Source organism: Corynebacterium nasorum (assembly GCF_030229765.1).
Lineage (GTDB): Bacteria > Actinomycetota > Actinomycetes > Mycobacteriales > Mycobacteriaceae > Corynebacterium > Corynebacterium kefirresidentii.
Window position 1 is genome coordinate 98,633 of record NZ_JASPGY010000001.1, and the last position, 25,107, is coordinate 123,739.

The 25,107-nt window shown below is 57.2% G+C and carries 21 protein-coding genes; 5 read left to right on the forward strand and 16 right to left on the reverse strand.

Going from position 1 to position 25,107, the window contains the following annotated elements; genetic code table 11:
* Positions 1-3: 3 nt before the first annotated feature.
* Together QP904_RS00495 and QP904_RS00500 are read right to left on the reverse strand one after the other, a co-directional pair.
* On the reverse strand, positions 4-1,458 hold the full coding sequence (locus QP904_RS00495) for an NlpC/P60 family protein (RefSeq protein WP_239208367.1): 1,455 nt from the start codon (positions 1,456-1,458) through the stop codon (positions 4-6).
* Between the two features lie 1,718 nt (positions 1,459-3,176).
* Positions 3,177-3,650, reverse strand: a complete 474-nt coding sequence (locus QP904_RS00500) for an Rv1476 family membrane protein (RefSeq protein ID WP_023021529.1) — start codon at positions 3,648-3,650, stop codon at positions 3,177-3,179.
* Positions 3,651-3,977: 327 nt separating this feature from the next.
* Here QP904_RS00500 and can point away from each other — a divergent pair, with 327 nt between their 5' ends.
* Both can and QP904_RS00510 read left to right on the forward strand, forming a co-directional pair.
* Positions 3,978-6,791 carry an aconitate hydratase gene (gene can, locus QP904_RS00505; protein ID WP_284835350.1) on the forward strand — a complete coding sequence of 938 codons (2,814 nt, stop codon included), beginning with the start codon at positions 3,978-3,980 and terminating at the stop codon, positions 6,789-6,791.
* A gap of 190 nt (positions 6,792-6,981) precedes the next feature.
* Entirely contained in the window at positions 6,982-7,557 is a 576-nt protein-coding gene (locus QP904_RS00510; protein ID WP_023021526.1) for a TetR/AcrR family transcriptional regulator, read from the forward strand.
* A gap of 74 nt (positions 7,558-7,631) precedes the next feature.
* Here the strand turns inward: QP904_RS00510 and QP904_RS00515 are convergent, their stop codons facing one another.
* The 5 genes from QP904_RS00515 to QP904_RS00535 form a co-directional block, all read right to left on the reverse strand.
* Entirely contained in the window at positions 7,632-8,768 is a 1,137-nt protein-coding gene (locus QP904_RS00515; RefSeq protein WP_023021525.1) for a hypothetical protein, read from the reverse strand.
* The gene (locus QP904_RS00520) at positions 8,759-9,451 is read right to left on the reverse strand and encodes an energy-coupling factor transporter transmembrane component T family protein (RefSeq protein ID WP_284798523.1); all 693 of its coding nucleotides are present in this window, start codon (positions 9,449-9,451) and stop codon (positions 8,759-8,761) included. Before QP904_RS00520 ends, QP904_RS00515 begins: the two co-directional genes overlap by 10 nt.
* Positions 9,451-10,197 carry an ECF transporter S component gene (locus QP904_RS00525; RefSeq protein ID WP_396130023.1) on the reverse strand — a complete coding sequence of 249 codons (747 nt, stop codon included), beginning with the start codon at positions 10,195-10,197 and terminating at the stop codon, positions 9,451-9,453. Before QP904_RS00525 ends, QP904_RS00520 begins: the two co-directional genes overlap by 1 nt.
* A gap of 145 nt (positions 10,198-10,342) precedes the next feature.
* Positions 10,343-11,308 carry a nucleoside hydrolase gene (locus QP904_RS00530; protein ID WP_049378164.1) on the reverse strand — a complete coding sequence of 322 codons (966 nt, stop codon included), beginning with the start codon at positions 11,306-11,308 and terminating at the stop codon, positions 10,343-10,345.
* A gap of 21 nt (positions 11,309-11,329) precedes the next feature.
* The gene (locus QP904_RS00535; protein WP_049378166.1) at positions 11,330-12,004 is read right to left on the reverse strand and encodes an NAD(P)H-binding protein; all 675 of its coding nucleotides are present in this window, start codon (positions 12,002-12,004) and stop codon (positions 11,330-11,332) included.
* A gap of 103 nt (positions 12,005-12,107) precedes the next feature.
* Between QP904_RS00535 and QP904_RS00540 the strand changes: the two genes are divergently transcribed.
* Together QP904_RS00540 and QP904_RS00545 are read left to right on the forward strand one after the other, a co-directional pair.
* Positions 12,108-12,377: an ACT domain-containing protein gene (locus QP904_RS00540; RefSeq protein WP_023021520.1), complete on the forward strand. Its 270-nt coding sequence runs from the start codon at positions 12,108-12,110 to the stop codon at positions 12,375-12,377.
* On the forward strand, positions 12,378-13,742 hold the full coding sequence (locus QP904_RS00545) for a PFL family protein (protein ID WP_284835351.1): 1,365 nt from the start codon (positions 12,378-12,380) through the stop codon (positions 13,740-13,742). It abuts the gene before it with no gap.
* A 24-nt stretch (positions 13,743-13,766) separates the two neighbouring features.
* On the opposite strand, the gene QP904_RS00550 is transcribed toward QP904_RS00545, so the two are convergent.
* From QP904_RS00550 to QP904_RS00590, 9 genes are all read right to left on the reverse strand, one after another.
* The gene (locus QP904_RS00550) at positions 13,767-15,089 is read right to left on the reverse strand and encodes a DUF2254 domain-containing protein (RefSeq protein ID WP_284835352.1); all 1,323 of its coding nucleotides are present in this window, start codon (positions 15,087-15,089) and stop codon (positions 13,767-13,769) included.
* A gap of 6 nt (positions 15,090-15,095) precedes the next feature.
* The gene (locus QP904_RS00555) at positions 15,096-16,727 is read right to left on the reverse strand and encodes an ABC-F family ATP-binding cassette domain-containing protein (protein ID WP_023021517.1); all 1,632 of its coding nucleotides are present in this window, start codon (positions 16,725-16,727) and stop codon (positions 15,096-15,098) included.
* Between the two features lie 113 nt (positions 16,728-16,840).
* Positions 16,841-17,248, reverse strand: a complete 408-nt coding sequence (locus tag QP904_RS00560; RefSeq protein WP_023021516.1) for a metal-sulfur cluster assembly factor — start codon at positions 17,246-17,248, stop codon at positions 16,841-16,843.
* Complete coding sequence (gene sufU, locus QP904_RS00565; protein WP_023021515.1) at positions 17,249-17,701, reverse strand: Fe-S cluster assembly sulfur transfer protein SufU; 453 nt, start codon at positions 17,699-17,701, stop codon at positions 17,249-17,251.
* Positions 17,698-18,945 (reverse strand): cysteine desulfurase, encoded by a 1,248-nt coding sequence (locus tag QP904_RS00570; protein ID WP_248098359.1) that lies wholly within the window; start codon positions 18,943-18,945, stop codon positions 17,698-17,700. The genes sufU and QP904_RS00570 overlap by 4 nt, the downstream gene beginning before the upstream one ends.
* 45 nt (positions 18,946-18,990) lie before the next feature.
* Positions 18,991-19,749: a Fe-S cluster assembly ATPase SufC gene (gene sufC, locus QP904_RS00575; protein ID WP_023021513.1), complete on the reverse strand. Its 759-nt coding sequence runs from the start codon at positions 19,747-19,749 to the stop codon at positions 18,991-18,993.
* A gap of 29 nt (positions 19,750-19,778) precedes the next feature.
* Entirely contained in the window at positions 19,779-20,933 is a 1,155-nt protein-coding gene (sufD, locus tag QP904_RS00580) for a Fe-S cluster assembly protein SufD (protein WP_023021512.1), read from the reverse strand.
* Between the two features lie 5 nt (positions 20,934-20,938).
* The gene (gene sufB / locus QP904_RS00585; RefSeq protein ID WP_023021511.1) at positions 20,939-22,378 is read right to left on the reverse strand and encodes a Fe-S cluster assembly protein SufB; all 1,440 of its coding nucleotides are present in this window, start codon (positions 22,376-22,378) and stop codon (positions 20,939-20,941) included.
* Complete coding sequence (locus tag QP904_RS00590) at positions 22,375-23,112, reverse strand: helix-turn-helix transcriptional regulator (RefSeq protein WP_023021510.1); 738 nt, start codon at positions 23,110-23,112, stop codon at positions 22,375-22,377. The genes sufB and QP904_RS00590 overlap by 4 nt, the downstream gene beginning before the upstream one ends.
* 268 nt (positions 23,113-23,380) lie before the next feature.
* On the opposite strand from QP904_RS00590, the gene mptB reads away from it, so the two are divergent.
* Positions 23,381-25,105, forward strand: coding sequence for a polyprenol phosphomannose-dependent alpha 1,6 mannosyltransferase MptB (gene mptB, locus QP904_RS00595; protein ID WP_284835353.1), 1,725 nt, complete (start codon positions 23,381-23,383; stop codon positions 25,103-25,105).
* Positions 25,106-25,107 lie beyond the last annotated feature (2 nt).

The following is a 25,107-nucleotide window of genomic DNA, read 5'->3' on the forward strand; positions in this document are numbered from 1 at the left end:
AGATTAGAGAAGGCGCACGACGTCGGGAGTAGCGCCACCCCAGCGAACTGGAACTACTGAAACAGTCTGACCAGACTGTGGCGCCTCAATCATTTGGCCGTCACCTAGGTAGATAGCTACGTGCTGGTTGCCACCAGGACCGTAGAAGATAAGGTCACCGCGCTTCGCGTTGTCGCGAGGAACCTTCTTGCCCTGCTGGTACTGTGCGCCAGTGTAGTGAGGCAGGTCCAGGCCAGCTGCCGCGTAGGCGTACTTTACGAGGCCAGAGCAATCGAAGCCCGACTGGTTGAAATCACCGAAAGAGTCAGCCACTCCGCCATCTCGGAGCCCACCGGTAGGACCATTGTTATCGCCGCCGCCCCAAACATAAGGCACACCAACCTGAGATTCAGCACGGGAAATGACGGCCTCAATCTGAGCATCACGCCCAGCATCTGCGCCCGCAATAGCATCGTCAGACTCCGTCACCTCGTCCACCTCAGGCGCATCAGCGCTAGCAGCGGGTGCAGTGTTCGGGCTTCCCAATCCAAGCAAGTCAGATGAGCCCTGCATGAGGGTGCGCACATCGTCCTCATCAACTGCAGCAGCGATATCATTCGCAAGTCCGAGCGCATCATCTACAGAGGACCCAGTTGCGAAGTCGACGTTCTGAAACCTCGGGGTAGCACCCTGATTGAGGGCGTTTCCAAATTCAGCTTCCGGAGCGGTACCACCCTGGTTGATAGCGCCTCGCTCTTCCGAATTATTGGACGCGTTCGGGCCAGCAGAAACCTGCGGGACCCCCTCCCCAACAACCTCATCGGTAAAGTTTTCTGACTTGATTTCTTCGGTCAAGTTTTCAGGGTTGACCGTCGCGGCGTCGGAAGCCTTTTGATTGTCAAGCTCATTAACTGGATTTAGGCCGGTATCAAGCGTGTCCTGCTGAGAGAGCTGAAGACCGCTTTCGTTTGCCTCCTGGGATTCCGCTCCCTGCTGGCGAGCAAAAGTTGCCTCCGCAAACCGTTGGGTAGCGTTCAGTCGAGCCTCATCTTGTGCTAACTCTCGACGCTCTTGCACCACACGATTCTCGGCGTCTCGCTTGTCTTTGTCTGCCTGATCCAACTCGCCCTGCAGGCTAGCAAGGTACTCTTCATTCGCCCCTGGATCGTCGCTAACTTGTTCCATTTGGCTCTGGATCCGAGCGATACGATCCTCGGCTTCAGCGACATCAGCTTCCGCTCGACTTAGCTCTGCACGCGAAGCCTCAACAGCCCCCTGCAAAGAGTCTGCGTTGTTAACCGCGCGGTCAATTGCCGCACGCTCTGAGTCGTGTGCTTGGATTACACCAGCATTGTCCGCCGGTGAATCATCGGCGCCTGCTGGCGCTACGGTAGAAAGAGTTGATACGGCTGCGGTACCTACTACCGCAGCAAGGAAAGCGCGAACATGTCGAATGCGCGGAAGGCGAATGGTGGCCACTGAAATACTCCTAGATTGGACCCACACAGTTCCTTTAAGAAGTGCCCATCACCGCTTCCGGGCATAGGAATGCCCGGGCTCCCCGCCTGCCTATTTCGCACAAACGCAGGCGTTATCGCATGTCTAACCGGGGTAACTAGAAAATCGCCTCGAGACGATAAAGATAGGTACGCGAAGCTATTCTCAAGCGCCCGTAGACACTAGAGGGGTAAATGGTTATGGACTGCCTCAATTGGCTGAGACTTCACTCCGGGCGTGTTGTTTCTATGGACCACCCAACAGTCCAGGGACTTTTCGTGCTGTAACTGGAAAACCTGACCATTATCGCTTTCCAGCCGACTGCCTTAAATCGCTACTGTTTCCCCACAACAGCGAAAATCAGACACCTTTGGATCCGGCTGAATTGATTAAAAGCCTACTCGCCCAAAATCAACAGGCTGGCGCAAAAGGTCTACACATATCCTTTGTTCACATGTTCACAGCAGAAATTCCCATGACTGCGAAGTCCACATTCTCGTTCGCGATATTTGCGACATACGTTCCAGGATGCGTTTTACAACCCAAGATTCCGCATGCCCCGATCACGTTCTATTGCACTGAGCGCCGTGAGAACTGCTCTACGGGTTCTGGCATGACTCGCCGCGGCGCCGGCTGACTTTGTTAAAAGGTCTAGCCCCTTAACAATCCTGAGCCGTCGAGGGCAAGCAGCCACAAACCATGAACAGGCCACACGAAGCTGGCCCTGGCGGAGTGAACAGGAGTTCCTAGACCCAAAACCCTATGGACCTATCCGTGCACCCCTTTCGTGGCTCTGAGCTTCGCGCTCTGCCCTATCGAAAGATTCGCACCAAAAGTTCCACACGGTGGAGTTCTAATGAACCCGTCTCACCTCATAAACGGAAGGTGGGTTGATGTTTAATTTTTTCGAACATTGCAATCGCTCAAGTTTTTAACTTGCATCCCCAACCTCTTTCGATGGAGCCCGGTTCATTGACTTCCAAGAACGGCCACTCGATGTTCCATCATTCGCTCGAGGCGTGCTTCCCCACATACCCGTGCGAGTTCTCTCGTGACAGTCAAGGCTAAGCCCATGAACCCAGGAAGCAAGAAATGTCCCCTGAGTCGACATCCGAACCTTACGTCACGACACGCCCGCTTCGCACAATTTTCCCGCAATTCACGTGAGTCAAGTTAATTCACATGACTCAACATGAGCACCTAACCTGCAATGATTTTGTTACCATCCCGTTATTGTGATTTTAATCACACGGCACCTGGATGGACACACGCTTCAAACCGGCCCCTGTGGACAGCATGGAAGCAAACCGACCACTCCCCTACCCCGAGTCAACCCCTAAGGGTTTACTTTGCCCCTCCCCTGCCCTTCCCGTACCTTTCACCGACACCCCTAATCGTTTTGTCATCGGATACGGGCCCTGCTTCGGCACCCAATTTTAGACGCCTTCAGCACTCCTACGGATAAACGAGACAGCAACTTGTTCATCGCCGCCCGGCACCTCTACCCCACCCCCTGGTGGTCTTTACGTAAATTACTTTCCTCCTAAAACGGTTCGCAAAAGTTTCAGCTACTTATCTAAAACTTTTTCGAACAAACCTATTTTCCTACAGTCTCCACCTTGTTCAAGAGGCGTTACTTGGAATCTCGGATCCAGCGCTCAATGTCGAGGCGCCCTGCCTTTCATACCCCTGGGGTCCGCTTACAGCCCTTCAGACTTGCGTCGGCTTGCCACCATAAAAGAGCTAACCAAGACAAGCACAGCAATCACAGCAACCGCTCCCACGACTGTTGCCACCGGGAAGCTGATTTGGTCTAGTCCTCCGTAGTACTTAGTCAGAAGGTCCACCTGGTCAAGCCCGGGCGGCAGTTGCGCCTGTACTGACTCAATATCGGCTCGACTATAAGTATCACTAACCGAAGAGACATGTTGTGGGGTCTGGACAATGACCGTGTTCAACCCCGTGGCATCTTGAAGCTCTTGGGCAATGTCGCGGACGTCGGGGGTCCGAACATCGATTACATCAACTACGGCCACGCCGTCGCCGTCCCGCAACCCCTTGCTCACATCCGCATTGAGTGTGGCATTGTGGCTAAGCGCCGCGGCCGTATAGGCCACCCCATCCTCTTTGAGCTGATTCGCCAAGTCAGATATATCTACCCCTGCGGGAACCATGCGAATCCCTTCCTTATATATAGGGCCCCTAAACTACTTCTCCCCCAAGATACGGGCAGCTAGAAGCGACCCAACTCCTCAACTCGCCGGTTTTCCCGAAAAGGTGAAACAGAACGCTTGTACTGTTACAATGGCAGCGACCGAAGGTTTTAGCCTCTACAATATCTAGGTGAACCATCGCGTTCTTTGTCGCCTTCAGCACTGCGGGCCCCATGGTCGCGTCCTGTCACATTAGTGACCGAAGACGCAGAGCACCGCCCCGCGGTAACGACAGACGACGAGTACCAAACAGAACACACTGTTTATCAACAAGGAATGGAGCTCCCTGTGACTGAAAGCTTGAACTCCTTCGAGGCCAAGAAGACCCTTGACGTCAACGGCAAGTCTTATGACTACTTTGACATCAACACCGTCTCCGGCTTGGAGAAGTTGCCTTACTCCCTCAAGGTGCTAGCAGAGAACCTGCTGCGCAATGAGGACGGCAAGAACGTAACCAAGGACCACATCAACGCCCTCGCAAACTGGGACCCGGAAGCGGAGCCAGACACCGAAATCCAGTTCACCCCAGCACGCGTGCTCATGCAGGACTTCACCGGCGTTCCTTGCGTTGTTGACCTTGCCACCATGCGTGAGGCGGTCTCTGCCTTGGGTGGTACCCCGGATCAGGTCAACCCGCTCAACCCAGCCGAGATGGTTATTGACCACTCCGTCATCGTTGAGGCCTTTGGCTCCACCGATGCACTGGAAAAGAACGTCGAAATTGAGTACCAGCGCAACGAAGAGCGCTACCAGTTCCTTCGCTGGGGTGCTGAGAACTTCTCCAACTTCCGCGTTGTACCTCCAGGAACCGGCATCGTCCACCAGGTAAATATCGAGTACCTGTCCCGCGTTGTATTCGACAACGAGGGCCTTGCTTACCCTGATACCTGTATCGGTACCGACTCCCACACCACCATGGAAAACGGCCTAGGTATTCTTGGCTGGGGCGTCGGCGGCATCGAGGCAGAGGCTGCGATGCTCGGCCAGCCGGTATCCATGCTCATCCCGAAGGTCGTTGGCTTCAAGCTGACCGGCGAGATTCCAACCGGTGTTACCGCAACCGACGTTGTACTTACCATCACTGAGATGCTGCGCGAGCACGGCGTTGTCCAGAAGTTCGTAGAGTTCTACGGCAACGGCGTCAAGTCCGTTCCGCTGGCTAACCGCGCCACCATCGGCAACATGTCCCCTGAGTTCGGTTCCACCGCGGCGATCTTCCCAATTGATGAGGAGACCACCAAGTACCTCGAGCTCACCGGCCGCCCACAGGAGCAGATCGACCGCGTTGAAGCATACGCCAAGGCGCAGGGAATGTGGCTGGAAGAGGATGCCCCGGAGGCAAAGTACTCCGAGTACCTCGAGCTGGACCTGTCCACCGTTGTTCCTTCCATTGCTGGTCCAAAGCGCCCGCAGGACCGTATCCTGCTGACCGAGGCCAAGGAGCAGTTCCGCAAGGATTTGGCTAACTACACCACCGACGAGGTTTGCGTCGATGAAACCTCTGTTGAGGCAAAGCGCATGTCCGCAGAAGGCGGCGCTCCGGAATTGGAGGACGTCACCGGCGGTTTGAATAAGGCCCGCGAGGGCCACGGCGAGTCCTCCGCTATTGGTGCAAAGGGCCGTCACTCCAACCCGATTACCGTTGAGTCCCAGAATGGTGGCGAGTTCACCTTGGACCACGGCATGGTCGCTATCGCCTCCATCACCTCCTGCACGAACACCTCCAACCCATCCGTGATGGTGGGCGCAGGTCTTATTGCCCGCAAGGCAGCAGAAAAGGGCCTCCAGTCCAAGCCGTGGGTTAAGACCATCTGTGCCCCTGGTTCCCAGGTTGTTGATGGTTACTTCCAGCGTGCAGACCTCTGGAAGGACCTCGAGGCAATGGGCTTCTACCTCTCCGGCTTCGGTTGCACCACCTGTATCGGTAACTCCGGCCCATTGCCGGATGAGGTATCTGCAGCCATCAATGAGAATGACCTAGCTGCCACCGCGGTTCTTTCCGGTAACCGCAACTTCGAGGGTCGTATCTCCCCAGACGTCAAGATGAACTACTTGGCCTCCCCAATCATGGTCATCGCCTACGCCATTGCCGGCACCATGGACTTTGACTTTGATGCACAGCCACTGGGTCAGGATATGGAAGGCAACAATGTCTACCTGAAGGACATCTGGCCATCCCCGCAGGAGATTGAGGACACCATTCAGTCCGCTATCTCCCGCGAGATGTACGAGGCTGACTACGCCGACGTCTTTAAGGGCGACGAGGCTTGGCGCAACTTGGACGTGCCGGAAGGTGAGACCTTCAAGTGGGATGAGGATTCCACCTACATCCGCAAGGCTCCTTACTTCGATGGCATGCCTACCGAGCCAAACCCGGTTGAGGACATCAAGGGCGCTCGCGTTCTTGCGAAGCTGGGTGACTCCGTCACCACCGACCACATCTCCCCTGCTTCCGCTATTAAGCCGGGCACCCCGGCTGCGCAGTACCTTGATGAAAACGGCGTTGCACGCAAGGACTACAACTCCCTGGGCTCTCGCCGTGGTAACCACGAGGTCATGATGCGCGGTACCTTTGCGAATATTCGCCTGGCTAACCAGCTGGTCGATGTCACTGGTGGCTACACCCGTGACTTTACCCAGGAAGGCGGCCCACAGGCCTTCATCTTCGATGCTTGCCAGAACTACAAGGAAGCCGGCATTCCACTGGTAGTCATCGCTGGTAAGGAGTACGGCACTGGTTCCTCCCGTGACTGGGCTGCAAAGGGCACCAACCTGCTTGGCGTAAAGGCTGTAATCACTGAGTCCTTCGAGCGCATCCACCGTTCCAACCTGATCGGCATGGGCGTTATCCCACTGCAGTTCCCACAGGGCGAGTCCCACGAGTCCTTGGGGCTGAATGGCACTGAAACCTTCGATATTGAGGGCATCACCGCCTTCAATGAAGGCTCCATCCCGAAGACCGTCCACGTCACCGCCACCAAGGAGTCCGGCGACACCGTCGAGTTTGACGCTGACGTCCGCATTGACACCCCGGGTGAGGCTGACTACTTCCGCCACGGCGGCATCCTGCAGTACGTCCTGCGCCAGATGGTCAAGAGCTAGGCGCTTTTCGCACAATCCTTAAGCCCCTGAAGGGGCTAAGGGCCTAGGTTCGGTCGATAACGCGGGGTTGCACCGCCCTCCCCAGTAGAGGGCGCTGCGGCCCCGCGTTTCGTCGCATAGATTTTATTCTTATTCAAAATTACTGATTTATTATTCTTTAGACGTTCCCCATTAAGGAGAGTTGCCTACTATGCCAATCGTCAGCGAATCTGAACTCAGCCGCCGTCGGCACGACATTCTCGTAGGCGCTCGCCGGTGTTTTGCAGAGCACGGGTACGAGGGAGCTACAGTTCGTCTACTAGAACAGGCAACGGGCAAGTCCCGCGGCGCAATCTTTCACCACTTCGGTGACAAAGAGTCTCTCTTTCTTGCATTGGCGCAAGAAGATGCCGCCCGTCAGGCCGAGGTCGTAGCCCACAATGGCTTGGTTGAGGTTATGCGTGAGATGCTCCAGCATCCTGAGCGTCACGATTGGCTAGCCACTCGCTTGGAAATCACTTCCCTCCTCCGCACTGATCCTTCCTTCGCCGCTAGGTGGAAGGAAAACCAGTCGGTTCGTGGCGAGGCCGTGCGCGCACGCTTGGCGTCCAATGCGGACAAGGGCCGCCTGCGCGATGATGTTAATATCGACACCTTGGCTATCTATCTAGAGGTGTTTATGGATGGGTTCATCAACCGGCTCGCCTTGGGCGAAACCGCAGAGCTGGAAAAAGTCCTTGACTTAGTAGAGCAATCTATCCGTGGCGGTCAGGCGGATCTGTCTTAATCCCGTCTGAACAGTCCTGCTCCCGGCTGCTTGTTACTTGAAACGCGCAATAGCCGGGAGCTTTTCGCATGTGCTCAGCGGTGCGGTGACGGTAATTTCTTTTCCGTGACTTGGGCGTAGGTCGATATTTCCGCCACAAACTGCGGATCATGGCAAGTAACCACTAAGGCACTGCCGGACTGTAATCCGTAGTGGATTAGTTGGTGCATAAGCCATCGGTCCGCGGCGGAAAGCAAGGTATCTGGCTCGTCGAGCAGCACCTTCTGGCGGTGCTGCCCAATAACGTGGGCCACTTGCGCAAGCCGCAGGCGTGATGATGACAAATCTAAGGGATGATCAGCAGGATTTAATCCCAGCAGGTTGCGCAAAGCTTCATTGGGTACAAATTCCTCCACTGTGGAAAATGCCGCCTGGTCAAACGGCGACTGCATAGCAAGGGCGGGAAGATTTCGTACAACTCCCCCGCCATCAAGCCCGGCGGCGGCGCGCAAGAGCGACGTTTTACCGCTACCATTATTGCCGCGCAACCATGTCACCCCGGCTTCCACGGTGGGGATTTCTACGGGGCCGACGCTAAAAGTTGTTCCGGTGGGCTGGGAAAATTGCCACCACCTTTTCTTCTTTGGTCCTCGCTGGGCAATTAGCGGGCCTATGCTCCCCTGCCGCCCGCGCGCATATACCCGCGGCAGGTTGAGGGGTGCTACGAGTGGTTCTGTTCCTATGATTTCTCCGCCTAGCTCTGGCCAGGTAGTACTCGAGACGGCAATAACGCAGGTATGCGGCATTGCCTGCAGAAGGTTAATCACTTGTGCGCGCGACTCTGAATCGAGGCCAGCTGCGGGTTCACAAATGATCATGATCGCAGGCTCGCGGATGGCCACACAGGCTGCGGCTAATCTGCGAGTTTGGCCGCCAGACAGCTGCGCGGGGTCATGTTCACAGTAGGCCGAAAGGCCCACTGCGCTAAGCATATGGTCCCCGCGGACTTGCATCTCCTCCGCAGGCACACCCGCGTTTTCCAGGCCTAGTACTACTTCTTCAATGCAGGACTCGCGCAGGAAACTAATTTGTGCGGAAGCATCCGTGCCGATGATTGCTGCGGTGGACAGAGATTCCGCTAGCTGCGCCGCAACATCTTCCACTGCTTTATCAGGATCGACGAGAACCTGAACGATGGTCCCAGGGGTGGGGCGAAGGTGGGCTAGATCCATCTAGCAATCACCACCGCAAGGCACACTAGCGGGATAAGGAAGCGTAAGACTCGGGACAACCTGGAATCGGCAACGGGCCGCAATAAGCTGCGTTTCCCTTCCTGGTCGAACCCGATGGCGGCCAGGGCTTGGCCGCGTTGAGTTCCTTGGATGAGGAGGCGAGCGATGACAGGAATAATGACGCGAGAGATGGTATTGCGCCAGGTTATGGTGATTCCGGCTAATTGGTTGGCTTCACGGACGCATCGCCAGGCATGCGCGCCTTGGGGCAAGGTCTGTAGGGAGGAACCAACCACATACGCCATCTTGTGTCCGGCGCAGGAGATTTGCAGCCATTTGGCGATATCCGCGATGCGCAGCGCCGCCATTGCTGCGATGAAGCAGGCCATGAGCGCACAGAAGCGGAGGCTGAGGCTACCGGCGAGCATCAGGCCGTCGGCAGTAAGCAAAGGCGCAACTGGGGTGTCCCCGTAGGGAGCGTGAATGACCAGCATGGAAAGGGCCGCGGGCACGCTCAGTGCAATCGTAGTCAAAATCACGGAGGCGTTGCGGGTAGATACAGTGCCGCTGGCAAGGGCAACGAGCATGACGCTTGCCGACGCCACTGGGGTGTTCAGCGCCAAGGTAAGAAGCCAGCCGCAGGCCGCAATGGTGACTACGGTGGCAGGATGGAGGCGGCTCATCAGCGTGGTTGCAGCGATTCACGGGTGCGTTGCGGCAAAGCTTTTACCGCTGCCCAGACGATAAGGAAAACCAGCGCTTTATCCAGGGGATCTGAGATGAAGGACTGCAGGGTAACCGAGGCGATAAGGGAATTGCCCAGCTCGCGAAAGAGCGAGACAACCGCGCCCGTACCAAGACCCGCGGTACCGCCATAAACAAAGGCAGCGACAGGGGCGGCGAGCATGCCGGAGACAATGCCGATAACGGCGCCACTGAGAATAACCCACCATACCTTGGTAAATGCACCCTTCTTGATGACGAATCCGGAGAGGAATCCCGTGGCGGCGGACACTGCAGCGAAAGGCAAAGCAGCGGGGTTGAGCAAGCCCCAGACGACAGAAGACAGCGTGCCGGTAGCCAAGCCAGCAATGGGACCGGCAAGCGCGGTTACCAGGATAGTTCCCACGGAATCGATATAGAGAGGTATGCCGATTGAACCAATGATTTCACCAACGACAATATTAAGGACGAGCGCCACCGGGATGATGGCGATGGTTCGCGCTGGTAAAGCCGGCACGGTGCCGGCAAGCAGGAGCGCGGCGCCGATAAGATAGCCGCTCAGGGTAACGAGCGCTTCAGTCGAACCAGCAACAGAATGCCAGTCCGTGGGGCGCAAAAGCACCAGGTAGATCCAAGTCGCGGCTACGACTAATGCACCCGCGATGACCATGGCCTTGCGGGCGGGGGTGAGAGAAAGCTGTGACACAATAAAAGTCCAAATCCATATACAGAAAAAAGGCATAGAAAACGCCGACCGCGGATAGTGCTGCTTTCCTATGTCACCTCGGAAAGCGATCCCGCACAGCACGTGCGCCGCGGATAATAGTAGAGGTTCTGCTCTTTAAAAGCCACTAGCGTGAAGCCAATAGTGTAAACCCCCGCAGACATTCTTGATGCGCGGCTTCCATATCTGCGCTCGTAACCAGTCGTGCGTTGCGGGCCCGGCCCCAGTGATTTCGCAAGTCCGCAACGCTCGTCCCCCGCAATAGCGGCGATTCCGCTTCGACATCAACAGTAGTCTCTACAACCTCAAAGTCGATCTGCCCCAAGGCGATCATGCACGTCAAAAGGTCGTGGATTTGGGCCTGATAGCCTTCCCCCTGCGCCTGGTGGAATTCAAAATAGTAGCGCAACACATCCGGCAGGATGTGCGCCATAGGGTGTCCGTGCAACAATTCTATGACCGCTTCTAGGCGCTGTGGGGTGATGAGAAACTGCTCTGTTAGCTCAAGCGAACATAGTGTGGTGGGAACGCGCGGGGCAGATGAATGAAAGTGCTGGGCGGCGGCGTGCGGATCAACCCAAAAGTTCCATTCCGCGGTCGGGGTGGTATTTCCCCGGTAGTTAACCGCGCCACCCATGATGGTAATGGCGCCAAACTGCGCGACGGCTTCACTATGGGCTTCTTCAAATGCTGCAAGATTGGTGACCGGCCCGGTAACAATCAACTGCAGATCGTGATGAGCGGCTAGTGCTTCTTTCCATAGACGCTGCCAATCGCTGTGGTGCAGCGTGGTAGTAGGTGCTGTGGCATAGCCCAATCCCGTCGGACCATGGGTCTCAGGGGTTGTCGTGAGACCCACCTTTAAGGGGTGCGGCAAGCCGGGGGCTACGGGGACATCGGCAAGCGAGCACAAATCCAGAATCCAGCGGGCATTGGCCGCAGTCTGATAGGCCTCGACGTTGCCGGCTGTGGTGGTAACTCCCACCAGCTCAATATCCCCGGCATGATGAAGGCCCGCCAAATACATCAGGGCGAGGCAATCATCTATGCCGGGGTCACAATCAATTAAAATAGCTGGAGGCGTGGCAATCATAGTGCCAGCCAGTCTAACGCCTTACTTGATGGAGCTCACTGGATTATCGCCATCTACAAAGGCGAGCGGGGATTCCGGCAGGGTTTCGCGGCCGAGGGCCTCGACGAGGACATCGGCGACCAGCTCGCGCGAAGAAGTCATGGACTCCTGTAGCGCCTTATCCTCGATCTGCTCCAGCCCCTGTGCTGGTTCCTCGGTCAGCATTGCTGGCTTGAGGATAAGGTGCGGAAACTCTGCCTGAGCAAGGCGATTGTCCACTTCCTTCTTGGACTCAACGTAGGCATACCACTTCTCGTCGGCGGGATCCGTGGTGGCTTCTTGAGAACCCACATAGGAAATCATGAGGTAGGCAGGCAGATTCTTTCCCTCCTGCTGCAGCGTCTCCATAGCGTCGAGGGTGGCGAGGGCACCATCGCGGTCAACGGCCCACGTAAGGTCTGCCCCACCGCGGCCGCCGTTGCCAGCGCCCCACACTACGGCGTCATAAGCGGCGAAAAGCTCCGCCCACTGCGCAACGGTCTGCTCGGTAATATCGGCCAATACCGGGGTCGCGCCGAGCTTTTCAATCTCAGACTTCTGCTCAGGGTTGCGGATAAGGGAGTGGACCTCGTGTCCGGCCTCCACCAGCTTTGGGGCGGCCAACAGGCCGACCTTGCCATGTCCACCGATGTACAGAATCTTCTTTTTATCAGTCATACCTCCCCACCGTAACAACGACGCCTCTTGCCCGCAGCGACCCCGGCCAGTACCGGTGGCAAAATGGCGGCGGTGGCTGCAGCGAGCAGATAGAATTGCTCCCATGTATGCCATTATGACCGTCACCGGAGCCGATAGCACCGGCATTATCGCCGCGGTGACCACTACCCTTGCCCAACTCGATATCAACGTCATTGACGTGTCCCAAACACTCATGGGCGGTTACTTCACCATGATCCTCCGCGTCGAATTTGATGCGGATAAGGTCTCCATCCAGACCATCAAGGAGCATATGCGCCCCGTGGCGGAAGAAAAACACCAGTCCATCCGCATTCAGTCCGAAGACCTCTTCACCGCCATGAATGAGATTTAAATGAGCACGCGTTTTAATACCACTAATATCGTGGACACCATCGAGATGATTGAGAACTATCGTCTCGATATCCGCACCGTAACCATGGGCATCTCCCTCCTTGGATGCACCCGATCCACCATGGACGCTACCTGCCAGGCCATCTATGACCGCGTCACGCAGCAGGCCGGGCGCCTAGTGGAGGTATGCGAAGGCATCGAAGGCGAGCTGGGGATCCCCATCGTAAATAAGCGCATCTCCGTCACCCCAATATCCTTGGTGGTAGCCGGTGTAGAAGGAAACCCCGTCGACGCCGCAAAGGCACTAGACAAGGCAGCCAAAGAGGCAGGAGTCAACTTCGTGGGCGGCTATTCCGCTCTGGTCGAAAAGGGCGCTACCACCGCGGAACAAAAGCTCATCAGTTCCATTCCAGAAGCGCTGGCTACGACTGACGTCGTGTGTTCCTCCGTCAATATCGCCAGTTCCCGCGCCGGTATCAACATGGATGCGGCAAGGAAGATGGGCGAGGTTATCAAGGAAGCTGCCGAGCTGACCAAGGACAATTCCGCCATTGCCTGCGCCAAACTGGTGGTCTTTGCTAATTCTGTGGGCGACAACCCATTTATGGCCGGCGCGTTCCACGGCATCGAAGAACCCGATTGCGTAGTCTCCGTCGGCGTTTCTGGCCCAGGTGTTGTCGACCGCGCCTTGGGATCGCTCGAAGGGGCGAGCCTCGACCAGGTAGCGGAAGAAGTCAAGAAGGCCGCTTTCAAGATCACACGCGCCGGGCAACTGGTGGGCACCATGGCTTCCGAGCGCCTTGGCGTACCCTTCGGCATCATCGACCTTTCGCTTGCCCCTACTGCCGAATTGGGAGATTCGGTGGCCCACATCCTTGAGCACATGGGCCTAGACCAGGTGGGCACGCACGGTACAACTGCTGCTTTGGCTCTGCTTAACGACGCCGTAAAGAAGGGCGGCATGATGGCCTGCTCCCGCGTCGGCGGTTTGTCTGGTTCCTTTATCCCCGTCTCCGAGGATAAAGGCATGATCGATGCGGTTAAGTCCGGCTCTATCTCCATGGACAAGCTGGAGGCCATGACCGCCATTTGCTCGGTGGGCTTTGACATGATTGCGCTGCCGGGCGATACCTCGGCCGCGACGATTTCGGGCATGATTGCTGACGAGGCCGCCATCGGCGTGATGAATCATAAGACCACGGCGGTACGCGTGATCCCGGTTCCTGGCGCCCAGGTGGGCGACGAGGTGAGCTTCGGCGGCCTGCTGGGCTACGCACCGGTGATCCCGATCAATCACGTGGGTAATGCGCAGTTCATTAACCGCGGCGGCTTCATCCCCGCTCCAGTGCATGGATTCCGCAACTAAGGAGAGCGGCCACCGCGCCGCGGCCTAGTCCGCGGCGTGCTCTTCGCCGGGTTTCTCTGACTCCGCCCTTTCGGCGAGGTTGTCCTGGAAATGCTGGTAGGAACATTCCAGCTGTTTTAATTCCACCTCGCCGCCAACTTGGCGGCGGGCATCAGAGTAGATGGCCCGGGCGGCGTCGGCAAGCACGCTCCGGCGCTCAGCAGTGTACAAAAGGGCCACTACCTTGGCCAGGTTATCCAGCAAGCTGAGGTAAATCTCCGCGTTATCGGCGGCGTCCCGCCGAATCTGCGTGAACATCGCCTCCACAATTTCCTCATAGCTGAACGTTTGGTAATCGAGGCGAAACTCGCCGTTAACGTGCACAATGCCCTGCGGAAGCCGCTTATCCCCGATGACGGTGAGGATCTGGGTAAAGCGGTCAATGATATCGATGACCGTGTACGGATCATTGACACCAGTACTCAAAGCGCGGGCAGCAATCTCCGCCAGGTGCCGGGCGGTAAAACGAGGGTCGTGAGCTGAGGCATGCTCCCTGTACTGGGTGAGCACGATATGGCGCTCAACATTTTCCGGAAGGCGCGGCACACCGTGTGCGATAACCTCGCCTTCCAGTACCAAGTCACCCGGCGCCACGCCGAGGTGCACCGCGCAATTCTCCCGTGCCGCTGCCTGCGCAATGGCGTCATAGTCGACGAACTTGAGGTAGCCAGTTCCACTGCTGCGCCGCTTTTCCGCATCCACGTAAAATTCTGGCCCAGGAGCCTTGGCCGCTTTTTCCTCTTCGCCCCGCCGGATGAGCCGGCGCATGTGGTCCTCTACGTCTTCGGCCACCACGTGAACTACGTGAGACATACTGATCGATTGGGCAATATGGACGATGAAATAAATGAGGAAGATTACGCAGGCGATGGCCAACAGCACCGTTACTGCTACGTTCAAGGAAGGAACATATTCTTCTTTCCCATTACCGCCCGTTTGCACCGCACGTAAAGAAAGAAGGGCAAAAATGAAGGTTGCAAGATAGATCGCCAGGGTCGATTGTATAGAGCGATCTTTTAGAAACTCATGCAGCAGGCGCGGCCCCATTACTGTGACAACACCAGAAAGTGCGGTCAGCGTGATGAAGAAAAGGGTGCCAGCAAGGGACAGCGACGAGGTAGCTACGGCGCTCAAAATGCCCTGCGCGCTATCAGCGCTGCCATCATAAAAAGGCGTGGCTGCCACATCGAAAGTGCTACCAATCGCAATAAGCAGCTCCGCACCCACTGCGGCGATCGCCACCGCCACAGCCGGGATAAGCCAAAATTTCTCCCGCCAGGCGGGCATCCTCTCCAGCAGCGTCTTCATATGCTCCTACGCTAGCTCCACAATTTCCATATAGTCATCGGACCACAAATCTTCGTCACCATCGGGCATGATGATGACGCGTTCTGGGTCCAAGGCCTTAACCGCACCCGGGTCGTGTGTTACCAGCACCACAGCACCGGTGTAGGTCTTGAGCGCATCAAGCACCTGCTCGCGCGAAATCGGATCCAGGTTATTCGTCGGCTCATCCAGCAGCAGCACATTCGCGCGGCTAGAGACCAGCGCGGCCAAGGCTAGGCGCGTCTTCTCACCGCCGGATAGAGTGCCCGCGGGTTGTTCCAACTTCTCGCCGGAGAACATGAAGGCACCAAGCAGACTACGCAGTTCCTGCTGATCCGCGTCTGGGCAGGCGTCAATGGTGTTTTGCCATACAGACTTATCCGGATCGATGGTGTCGTGTTCCTGCGCAAAATAGCCGATCCGCAAGCCGTGGCCGCTGACGATGCCACCTTCACCGTCGGTGCGCTCCACTCCGGCCAGCAATTTCAACAGCGTGGTCTTACCCGCGCCGTTATAGCCCAGCACCACTACTCTTGACCCTTTATCGATGGCCAAATCCACCCCGGCGAAGACCTCTAGGGAGCCGTACATCTTGGTCAGCCCCTTGGCATTCATGGGTGTCTTACCGCACGGTGCCGGCTCGGGGAACTTAATATTGGCCACCTTATCGGCCACCCGCACCTCATCGAGCTGGCTCATCATGCGCTCAGCGCGGTGGAGCATTTGCTTGGCCGCAGCGGCCTTCGTTGCCTTAGCACCCAACTTAGCAGCCTGCTTTTGCAGGGCGGATGCCTTCTTTTCCGCATTGGCCCGCTCTCGGCGACGGCGCGCTTCATCGGTAGCACGAGCATCGAGGTATTTCTTATACCCCATGTTGTATACATCGGCCTCGCCGCGAACCGCATCGAGGAACCACACCTTATTACACACGGCCTCAAGCAGCTCGACGTCGTGAGAAATCATAATGAGCCCGCCCTCATGTTTGGACAGGAATTGGCGGAGCCACGTAATAGAATCCGCGTCCAAGTGGTTCGTCGGCTCATCGAGGAGCAGGGTGGTCTGGGATTTTCCGGACCCCTCGGTAGCGGCAAAGAGAATTTGCGCTAGCTCCACGCGGCGGCGCTGACCACCCGAGAGAGTTTTGAGTTGCTGGTCTAGGACGCGCTGCGGCAGACCCAAATTATCGCATATTTGCGCGCACTCGGAGTCGGCTTCATAGCCGCCAAGCGACTCGAATTGCTCCTCCAAGCGGGAGTATTTCCGGATGGCCTTATCCCGGAACTTATCGTCAGTGGCCGATTCCATAAGCTCTTGTTGCTTGGCCATGCGGCGCTTGAGATCATCCAAACCGCGGGCGGAGAGAACGCGCTCTCGCGCGGTCTGTTCAATATTTCCTTCGCGGGAATCCTGGGGCAAATAACCAATGGGGCCCGAACGAGTAACTGAGCCGCCATAGGGCTCGGTCTCCCCTGCCAAAATGCGCATAGTCGTCGTCTTGCCCGCGCCGTTGCGGCCGATAAGCCCGATGCGGTCACCGGGTTGCACACGCAAGTGCTGCCCTGGGGCTTCGAGAAGCGTGCGCGCTCCTACCCTGACTTCGAAATCATTGGTTACAATCACGAAGAAACAGTCTAGCAATTGACGCTGCCGACGCTAAGACGCGCTAACGCCCCCAACAACTGTCTCCCTAGACCGGGAAATGCGCTGCTGGAGGCGTGTGCGTAGGACGCGATTTAAACCGCGAAGCCGAGGGCCTGAAGTTGCTCGCGGCCCTCTTCCGTAATCATCTGCGGACCCCATGGTGGCATCCATACCCAGTTGATACGGACGGCATCGGCCAATTTATTGGCCTTGACGATGTCTTCCACCTGCTCAGCAATGACATCGGTCAATGGGCAGGCCGGCGAGGTCAACGTCATATTAATCATGACGATCTCCTTGCCATTGTCCTCTTCGAACCACAGATCATAGACAAGGCCCAAGTCAACAACGTTGATCCCGAGCTCAGGGTCAATGACGTCTCGCATAAATTCGGTGACGTCAAAGGCTTTGGAAATCTGCTCTTCGGTTTGCTCCGGTCGCTCGCCGCTGCCGGAGAAAGAGGAATTCTCGTTCTGATAAGGATCTACGGGATCAGTCATCTAGCTCTCCACTTCTGTTAGTGCATCGGCGGAAGCAGCCTGGAAGGCCTTCCATCCGAGGAGCGCACACTTTACGCGCGCTGGGTACTGGGACACTCCGGCGAAGGCTACGCCATCACCGATGAGGTCTTCATCGCCCTCGTCCTGGCCGCGAGAGGTGATCATCTTTTCAAACTCGGCCAGCTTCTCATTGGCTTGCGCGAGCGGTAGCCCAACGATTTCTTCAGCCATAACCGAGGTAGAAGCTTGCGAGATGGAACAGCCTTCCGCGTCATAGGAGACGTCCTCAACGGTCTTGCCGTCATCGGAAAGACGCACGCGCAGGGTCAGCTCATCTCCGCAGGACGGGTTCACATGGTGAACCTCAGCCTGATAAGGCTCCCTCAGTCCGGCGTGCTGCGGGTTCTTGTAGTGGTCCAGGATGACGTCCTGGTACATGGAATCTAGGTTCATGAGGCAACTCCAAAGAATTCGCGGGCGGCCTTGATTGCTTCCACCAGCTTATCTACTTCTTCCTCGGTGTTATAGAGGTAGAAGCTGGCTCGGGCGGTGGACTGTGCCCCGCAGGCGCGGTGCAATGGCCACGCGCAGTGGTGGCCAACGCGAATGGACACGCCGTGGTCATCGAGGACCTGGCCCAAGTCATGCGGGTGAACGCCGTCCACGGTGAAAGAAATGGCACCGCCGCGGTTTTCAGTGGTTTCCGGGCCGATGATGCGCAGGCCCGGGATTTCCTTCAGCTGGCGCAGTGCGCGCTCCGTAAGTTTCTTTTCGTGCGCGTGGATATTATCCATGCCCACTTCTTCCAAAAACTTCACCGCGGCGCCGAGGCCTACTACCTGGCTGGTCATCTGCGTGCCTGCCTCAAAGCGTGTCGGCGGCTCGGCAAAGGTTGTCTGTTCCATCTTGACAATCTCAATCATGGAGCCACCGGTCAAGAAAGGCGGCAGCTTTTTGAGCAGCTCCTCCTTGCCGTAGAGGACACCAACGCCGCTGGGGCCACACATCTTGTGACCGGAAAACGCCGCGAAGTCCACATCCAAGGCGTGGAAATCTACCGCCATGTGCGGCACCGACTGGCAGGCGTCGAGTACAACCATGGCGTCAACCGCGCGGGCGCGGCGTACCAGCTCATCGACATCCGCCACAGCACCGGTCACATTGGACTGATGGGTAAACGCAACGACCTTGACGGATTCATCGAGTTCGAGCGAATCGAGATCGATGCGACCGTCTTCGGTCGTGGAGTACCACTTCAACGTAGCGCCGGTACGAGCGCAAAGCTCCTGCCACGGCACCAAGTTAGCGTGATGCTCCAGTTCGGTGATCACAACGGTATCGCCCTCGCCTACGTAGAGGTCCCCCGCGCGTTCGTCGCTAAGCACATAAGCAACCTCGTTCAGGGCCTCGGTGGCGTTTTTGCTAAAGGCGATTTCATCGCGGTCCGCGCCTACGAACGCGGCGATAGCCTGCCGTGCGGACTCATAGGCATCATCGGCTTCTTCCGCCAACTGGTAGGAACCGCGGTGAACAGGGGCGTTCGTATGCAACACAAACTCCTCTTCCGCCTTCCACACCGAAAGCGGGCGCTGGGAGGTAGCGCCTGAATCCAGATACACCAGAGGCTTATCGCCTCGGACGGTGCGCTGGAGAATCGGGAACTGCTCCCTGATTGCGTTTACATCAAATCCAGACATGAATCTTCTTAGGATAGTCTCGGTTGACCGGCCGGTGGCCGGTCCTTACTTGAGGAACTGGTCGTAGCCGTCAGACTCGAGCTGATCGGCCAATTCGGCGCCACCGGTCTTGATGACGTGGCCATCAGCGAAGACGTGGACAAAGTCCGGCTTCACGTAGTTCAGGATGCGCTTATAGTGGGTAATCATCAAAATGCCACCATTGGTTTCCTTCTGGTAGCTGTTGATGCCCTCAGAAACGATGCGCAAGGCGTCAACGTCCAAGCCGGAGTCCGTCTCATCCATCACTGCGAACTTTGGCTTGAGGATATCCAGCTGCATAACCTCATGGCGCTTCTTCTCGCCACCGGAAAATCCCTCGTTAACGGAGCGAGAGATGAAGGACTTATCGATCTTCAGGTTCTCGCGGGCCTGGGTAAGCTCCTTATTCCATTCACGCAGCTTCGGTGCCTCACCGCGGATGGAGGTGACGGCGGAACGCATGAACTGGGAGACCTTTACGCCCGGGACCTCAGTGGGGTACTGCATTGCCAGGAAAAGGCCGGCACGAGCGCGCTCATCGACGGGCATGTCCAGTAGGTTTTCGCCGTCGAGCAGCACCTCGCCCTCGGTAACCTCATACTTTGGGTGGCCGGCGATGGTGTAGGACAAGGTGGACTTGCCGGAGCCGTTCGGGCCCATGATGGCGTGGATCTCGCCAGAGTTGATCGTCAGGTTGACGCCCTTGAGAATTTCCTTCGGCTCGCCGCCTTCTTCCGTCGGCAGCACTTGAGCGTGGAGGTTCTTAATTTCCAGAGTAGACATAATGTGTGTGGTTTCCTTCTATGAAAGCTTTAGGCGGAGATCTTTTCCAGTTCTTCGGAAATGCGGTCTTCCAATTCCTCAGACAGGGACTGCACCGGGATGCGGTGGATGACCTCATTGAAGAAGCCACGGATGATGAGGCGGCGGGCTTCAGCCTCTGGAATGCCGCGAGACATGAGGTAGAACAACTCAATGTCATCGAAGCGACCAACGGTGGCTGCGTGGCCGGCGCCGGTAATTTCACCAGTCTCAATCTCCAGGTTAGGGATTGCATCCGCGCGAGCGCCCTCGGTCAGGATCAGGTTGTTATTGGTCTCGTAGGTATCAGTGCCCTGTGCATTGGAGCGAATGAGAACATCGCCCACCCAGCAGGTGCGGGCCTCATTTTGCTTAGTACCCTGCAGCGCGCCCTTATAAAGAACATGGGAACGGCAGTTAGGAACGGAGTGATCCACGAGCATGCGGTTCTCAAAGTACTGGCCTTCGTCCGCGAAGTACACGCCCAATAGCTCTGCGTCGCCACCTTGCTCGGTGAAGTTCACGCGCGGCACGATGCGTACTACTTCGCCGCCAAAGATGGCGGAGTTATGGCGTAGCACGGAATCGCGGCCGAGCTGGGCAACGTGGTTGGACAGGTGAACCGCATCGTCTTCCCAGTCAACGTCAACGACAACGGTCAAGTGAGCACCATCGCCCACGATGAACTCGACGTTATCCGCGTGGGTGCCGGAGCCGACATACTTCAAAATGACGGTAGCTTCAGCGTGGTGGCCTACCTCGATGGAGGTGGCGCCAAAGGACGTTACGCCCTCGCCCTTGCCGGTATAGGTAATGACGACGGGTTCTTCGACCTGAGCCTCTGCATCGATGGTGACAACCTGGCCTTCTGGCATGGAGGTCCATGCCTGTGCCGCGACACGATCAGACGGGGTACCTACACGGCCCAATCGTTCATCATCACGAGCGACGGTCTCGGAGCTTACGCCCGGGTGCTCGCTCACGGTGACATCCTGGGCTACAGCCTCAGCAAACTCGCCATTATGCAGGCCACGGAGCTTGCGCAGGGAAACAAAGCGCCAGACCTCGTCACGGCCGTGTGGCACCGGGAAGTCCTCCACGTTGGTGGAGGTAAAGACATCACCCTTGGTGATCTTATCCGGATTGAATTCGTTCGAAGCGACCATTTTCTTTAGCCGACCGATCCTTCCATTTGCAGTTCGATGAGGCGGTTGAGCTCGAGGGCGTACTCCATCGGCAACTCCTTAGCAATCGGCTCAACGAAGCCACGCACGATCATCGCCATTGCTTCTTCTTCCGCAATGCCGCGGGACATCAAGTAGAACAGCTGCTCCTCAGAAACCTGGGAAACGGTTGCCTCATGGCCCAGCGTGACGTGGTCATTGCGGATGTCGTTATACGGGTATGTATCCGAACGCGAGATATTGTCGACCAACAGTGCATCGCATTCGACATTCGACGTGGAATGGTGCGCGTTCTGATTGACCTGCACCAAGCCGCGGTAAGCGGCGCGACCGCCGGCACGAGCCACCGACTTGGAAACGATATTGGAAGAGGTGTGCGGGGCCATGTGGGTCATCTTGGCACCGGTGTCTTGGAACTGGTCCTCACCAGCAAAGGCAACGGAGAGGACCTCGCCCTTTGCATATGGTCCGGTCATCCACACTGCCGGGTACTTCATCGTGACCTTGGAACCAATATTGCCGTCGACCCATTCCATGGTGCCACCCTCTTCTACCTTGGTGCGCTTGGTCACCAAGTTGTAGACGTTGCTGGACCAGTTCTGAATGGTGGTGTAGCGGCAACGGCCGCCCTTCTTCACGATGATCTCTACTACTGCAGAGTGCAAAGAGTCGGATTTATAGATAGGTGCGGTACAGCCCTCGACGTAGTGCACATAGGCGTCCTCGTCAACGATGATGAGGGTGCGCTCAAACTGACCCATGTTTTCCGTGTTGATGCGGAAATAAGCCTGCAGCGGAATATCCACGTGCACTCCCTTTGGCACGTAAATGAAGGAGCCACCCGACCACACGGCGGAGTTCAGCGCGGAGAACTTATTATCGCCCGCGGGAATGACGGTACCGAAATACTCCTTGAAGAGCTCTGGGTAATCACGCAGCGCGGTGTCGGTATCGACGAAGATAACGCCCTGGCTTTCTAGGTCCTCACGAATCTGGTGGTAGACAACCTCAGACTCGTACTGGGCTGCCACACCTGCAACGAGGCGCTGCTTTTCGGCCTCTGGAATGCCCAACTTATCGTAGGTGGCCTTAATGTCATCCGGGAGGTCTTCCCACGTCTGGGCCTGCTCCTCGGTGGACTTCACGTAGTACTTGATCTGGTCAAAGTCGATGCCAGATAGGTCCGCACCCCACGTGGGGATGGGCTTTTTATCAAAGATATTGAGAGCCTTTAGGCGCTGGTTAAGCATCCATTCTGGCTCGCCCTTCTTGGCGGAAATATCGCGTACTACATCTTCGTTTAAGCCGCGGCGAGCAGAAGCACCAGCCGCGTCCGAGTCGTGCCAGCCGTACTCATATGCACCAATGGAATCAATGATTTCATCATCGGTCATCTTGTTATCGGGTGCCGATTGTGCCTGGGTCATGACTCGCTCCTTTCAGTATTTGTATTAACGGGTGTCAAGGGGATGTTAGTGGTACAGATTCCGTGACCTCCAGCAATGGAAGCCAAAGGCTGTACGTGTTTGCCTAATAAAGCAGAAAAGACTTCCTGTTCCGCCTCACACAGCTCTGGATGCTCGGCCGCCACGTGGGAGACCGGACAATGGTGCTGACAGATCTGCACTCCCTGGCCGGCGCGGTCCACCGTGGCGGCATACCCGTGCTCATCCAGCACCTCGGCCAGCTTGCGAGCCACGTCTTCAACAGACTCGCCCTCTTCTATCAGAGGCCGAACATCTGCCACGAGGCGCTCAAAGCGGACTTTGGCAAAGTGTTTGACGGCCTCAGACCCGCCGACCGCGCGTAAAGCTGTCAGGGCCTCTGAGGCCAGATCATCATAAGCGTGACCGAATTGTGCGCGGCCACGATCGGTGAGGCGGAAGTATTTGGCTGGTCGCCCGCGACCAGAACCGCTGCCCGCAGAGCCGCGGGTAGCGGGTCGGCGGCGCACGACCTCCGTCAGTTCCTCTTCCACCAAGTTGTCTAAGTGCCGGCGAATTCCGGCAGCAGAAAGGCCAAGGCGTTCACCCAAGTGGGAAGCGGTAACGGGCCCGTCTTTCAACAGCAACAGCATAACTTGACGGCGGGTATCACCATCCGTGGTGCGGGATTCCTTCGCCGGCTTCGGCGTAGCCACACTACGTTGCGGACTGCTCATGCTGGGACCTCCCTTCGCGCTTCAGACACTTACTGCCGCCCCGCAACGTCCTCCCGTAGCTCCGGGATGCTCGCCGCAGTTCAACAGCGCCTTCAATATTAGACAACACTAGTGTTCCTTAATTCATTCCGGAATGCCACCATTGGCCAAACTTCGGCGTGGCACGGGGGTGGCAACACTCCCCTAACGGCCCGACTCGACCGTGCTGCCCACGATGTGGGCGGGCCCGCTGGGGTTTAAGCAATTGATTCGCGTAAAGTCATATGCCATGACAGGCAAAATCCGCGGCTTATTTTCTGGCGTGAAGGCAGAGCTGCCGCAGCTGGGTACCGCTGGTTCCCGGTCGGCACGGTTACACGCCGAAGACACGGGGGCCGCCGAACCCGATTCTCGGTTTGATTTTGTCCCCGCCAATGCGGATGGCCTCAAGCGCACCACCACAGCACAGTGGCGGACATTTTTCATTCTGCGCTGGGTAGGCACGGTAGGCTCCCTGCTCATTGCGTTCGGCGCCCTAGGCGCCGGCGCACTCCCCGTGGTGGGCAATCCCTACGACAACGTGCCCTTCGGCTCCTTGATGTCCCGCATGCTGCAAACTTCCTCCGCCATAGTAATGGTGGGAGTAGGCCTATTGGTCTCCGCTTGGGTGTTCCTCGCCCCCTTTGTCGGAACCCCCTTGCGCCAACCTCAGGACAAGGCCACCGCCCCAGCGGGTGCTCGCCGTCTGGTGACCACGCATCAACTGTGGCAAACCTGGGCGGGGTGGGTCATCCCGTTGATTTTTACCGCCCCGCTATTCACCCAAGATATCTACTCCTACTTGGCTAATGGTTCCATCGTGGCACAGGGCATGGATCCATATTCTGCCGGGCCCGTTCAATTGCTAGGGGCAGGTAATAAGCTCGCCCGCTCCGTGCCGTTTATCTGGGCTAATTCCCCTTCCCCTTATGGCCCGGTAGCACTCGGCCTCGCAGCTGTGGTCAGCGCGGTTACTTCTAACTCCATCCTCTTGGGCGTTATCACCCATCGCCTATTGTCCATCGCCGGGATTATTGTTGCTGGTTGGGCCATAAGCTGTCTCGCGCAGCGCTGCCGGGTATCTCCAGAATCTGCACTGTGGCTCGGCATCCTCAACCCGCTGACCATCTTGCATCTAGTGGGCGGAATCCATAATGAGTCCATCATGTTGGGTTTGCTATTGGTGGGCATGGAACTGGGTCTCCGCGGCGTCGACAAGCTGGATGCCTCCCGACGCAGTGCCTACCTAGCCCTGGTAGCTTCCGGTTTTTGCCTTTCCTGTGCCGGAATGGTCAAGGTTACTGGCTTTATTGGGCTGGGCTTTGTGGGCATGGCCTACGCTCGCCGCCTCATCAACGCACACGGTACGGCACGCTGGAAGGCCCTGGCCTACGCCATCGCTTTGCAAATAATCGTTTTAGTAGCAACCGTTGCTCTTATTAGCGTCTGCACCGGCATTAGCTTGGGGTGGATTACCGGGCAAGGCGGGGCGGCGTCCATTCGCTCGTGGCTTTCTACGTCCACCGCCGTAGGCGTAGGTACCGGTTTTATCGGAATGCTCCTAGGCCTTGGCGACCACACCGAAGCCATTCTCACAGTCACCCGCACCTTTGGTGTTCTCGTGGCGGTAGCCTTCATGGCCCGCATGCTCTTTGCCACCTTGCGCGGCCACATCCACCCCGTGGGAGGACTCGGCATCGCCTCTTTAGTACTGGTTATCTTTTTCCCCGTCGTCCATCCGTGGTACATCCTATGGGCCGTACTACCTTTGGCCGCGTGGGCTAATAGGCTCATTTTCCGCTTCAGCGTCGTAGCCTATTCCGCAGCGATGAGCTTCTTTGTGCTGCCGCGCGGTCTCGGCCTTCCCCCCAGCACCATCATTGTGGTCTACGTGTCAGCCGCCTGTGCCTTCACTGCTATCGCCACCCTGTGGTGGGTTGCAGTGCGGCGCAGCGGAATCCGTGTCCTAAACTAATG

What these genes read in the sequence shown, in the direction of transcription:
- QP904_RS00560 (WP_023021516.1), bottom strand. Translation starts at nt 17,248, where the DNA reads ATGACTGATCCCGTAGATCCTTATCAGAACGAGAATTCCTCTTTCTCC.
- QP904_RS00530 (WP_049378164.1), bottom strand. Translation starts at nt 11,308, where the DNA reads ATGATTGCCACGCCTCCAGCTATTTTAATTGATTGTGACCCCGGCATA.
- QP904_RS00545 (WP_284835351.1), top strand. Translation starts at nt 12,378, where the DNA reads ATGAGCACGCGTTTTAATACCACTAATATCGTGGACACCATCGAGATG.
- QP904_RS00550 (WP_284835352.1), bottom strand. Translation starts at nt 15,089, where the DNA reads ATGAAGACGCTGCTGGAGAGGATGCCCGCCTGGCGGGAGAAATTTTGG.
- sufC (WP_023021513.1), bottom strand. Translation starts at nt 19,749, where the DNA reads ATGTCTACTCTGGAAATTAAGAACCTCCACGCTCAAGTGCTGCCGACG.
- QP904_RS00520 (WP_284798523.1), bottom strand. Translation starts at nt 9,451, where the DNA reads ATGAGCCGCCTCCATCCTGCCACCGTAGTCACCATTGCGGCCTGCGGC.
- QP904_RS00535 (WP_049378166.1), bottom strand. Translation starts at nt 12,004, where the DNA reads ATGACTGATAAAAAGAAGATTCTGTACATCGGTGGACATGGCAAGGTC.
- QP904_RS00515 (WP_023021525.1), bottom strand. Translation starts at nt 8,768, where the DNA reads ATGGATCTAGCCCACCTTCGCCCCACCCCTGGGACCATCGTTCAGGTT.
- sufB (WP_023021511.1), bottom strand. Translation starts at nt 22,378, where the DNA reads ATGACCCAGGCACAATCGGCACCCGATAACAAGATGACCGATGATGAA.
- sufU (WP_023021515.1), bottom strand. Translation starts at nt 17,701, where the DNA reads ATGAACCTAGATTCCATGTACCAGGACGTCATCCTGGACCACTACAAG.
- QP904_RS00540 (WP_023021520.1), top strand. Translation starts at nt 12,108, where the DNA reads ATGTATGCCATTATGACCGTCACCGGAGCCGATAGCACCGGCATTATC.
- QP904_RS00510 (WP_023021526.1), top strand. Translation starts at nt 6,982, where the DNA reads ATGCCAATCGTCAGCGAATCTGAACTCAGCCGCCGTCGGCACGACATT.
- QP904_RS00590 (WP_023021510.1), bottom strand. Translation starts at nt 23,112, where the DNA reads ATGAGCAGTCCGCAACGTAGTGTGGCTACGCCGAAGCCGGCGAAGGAA.
- mptB (WP_284835353.1), top strand. Translation starts at nt 23,381, where the DNA reads ATGACAGGCAAAATCCGCGGCTTATTTTCTGGCGTGAAGGCAGAGCTG.
- QP904_RS00500 (WP_023021529.1), bottom strand. Translation starts at nt 3,650, where the DNA reads ATGGTTCCCGCAGGGGTAGATATATCTGACTTGGCGAATCAGCTCAAA.
- QP904_RS00570 (WP_248098359.1), bottom strand. Translation starts at nt 18,945, where the DNA reads ATGTCTGGATTTGATGTAAACGCAATCAGGGAGCAGTTCCCGATTCTC.
- sufD (WP_023021512.1), bottom strand. Translation starts at nt 20,933, where the DNA reads ATGGTCGCTTCGAACGAATTCAATCCGGATAAGATCACCAAGGGTGAT.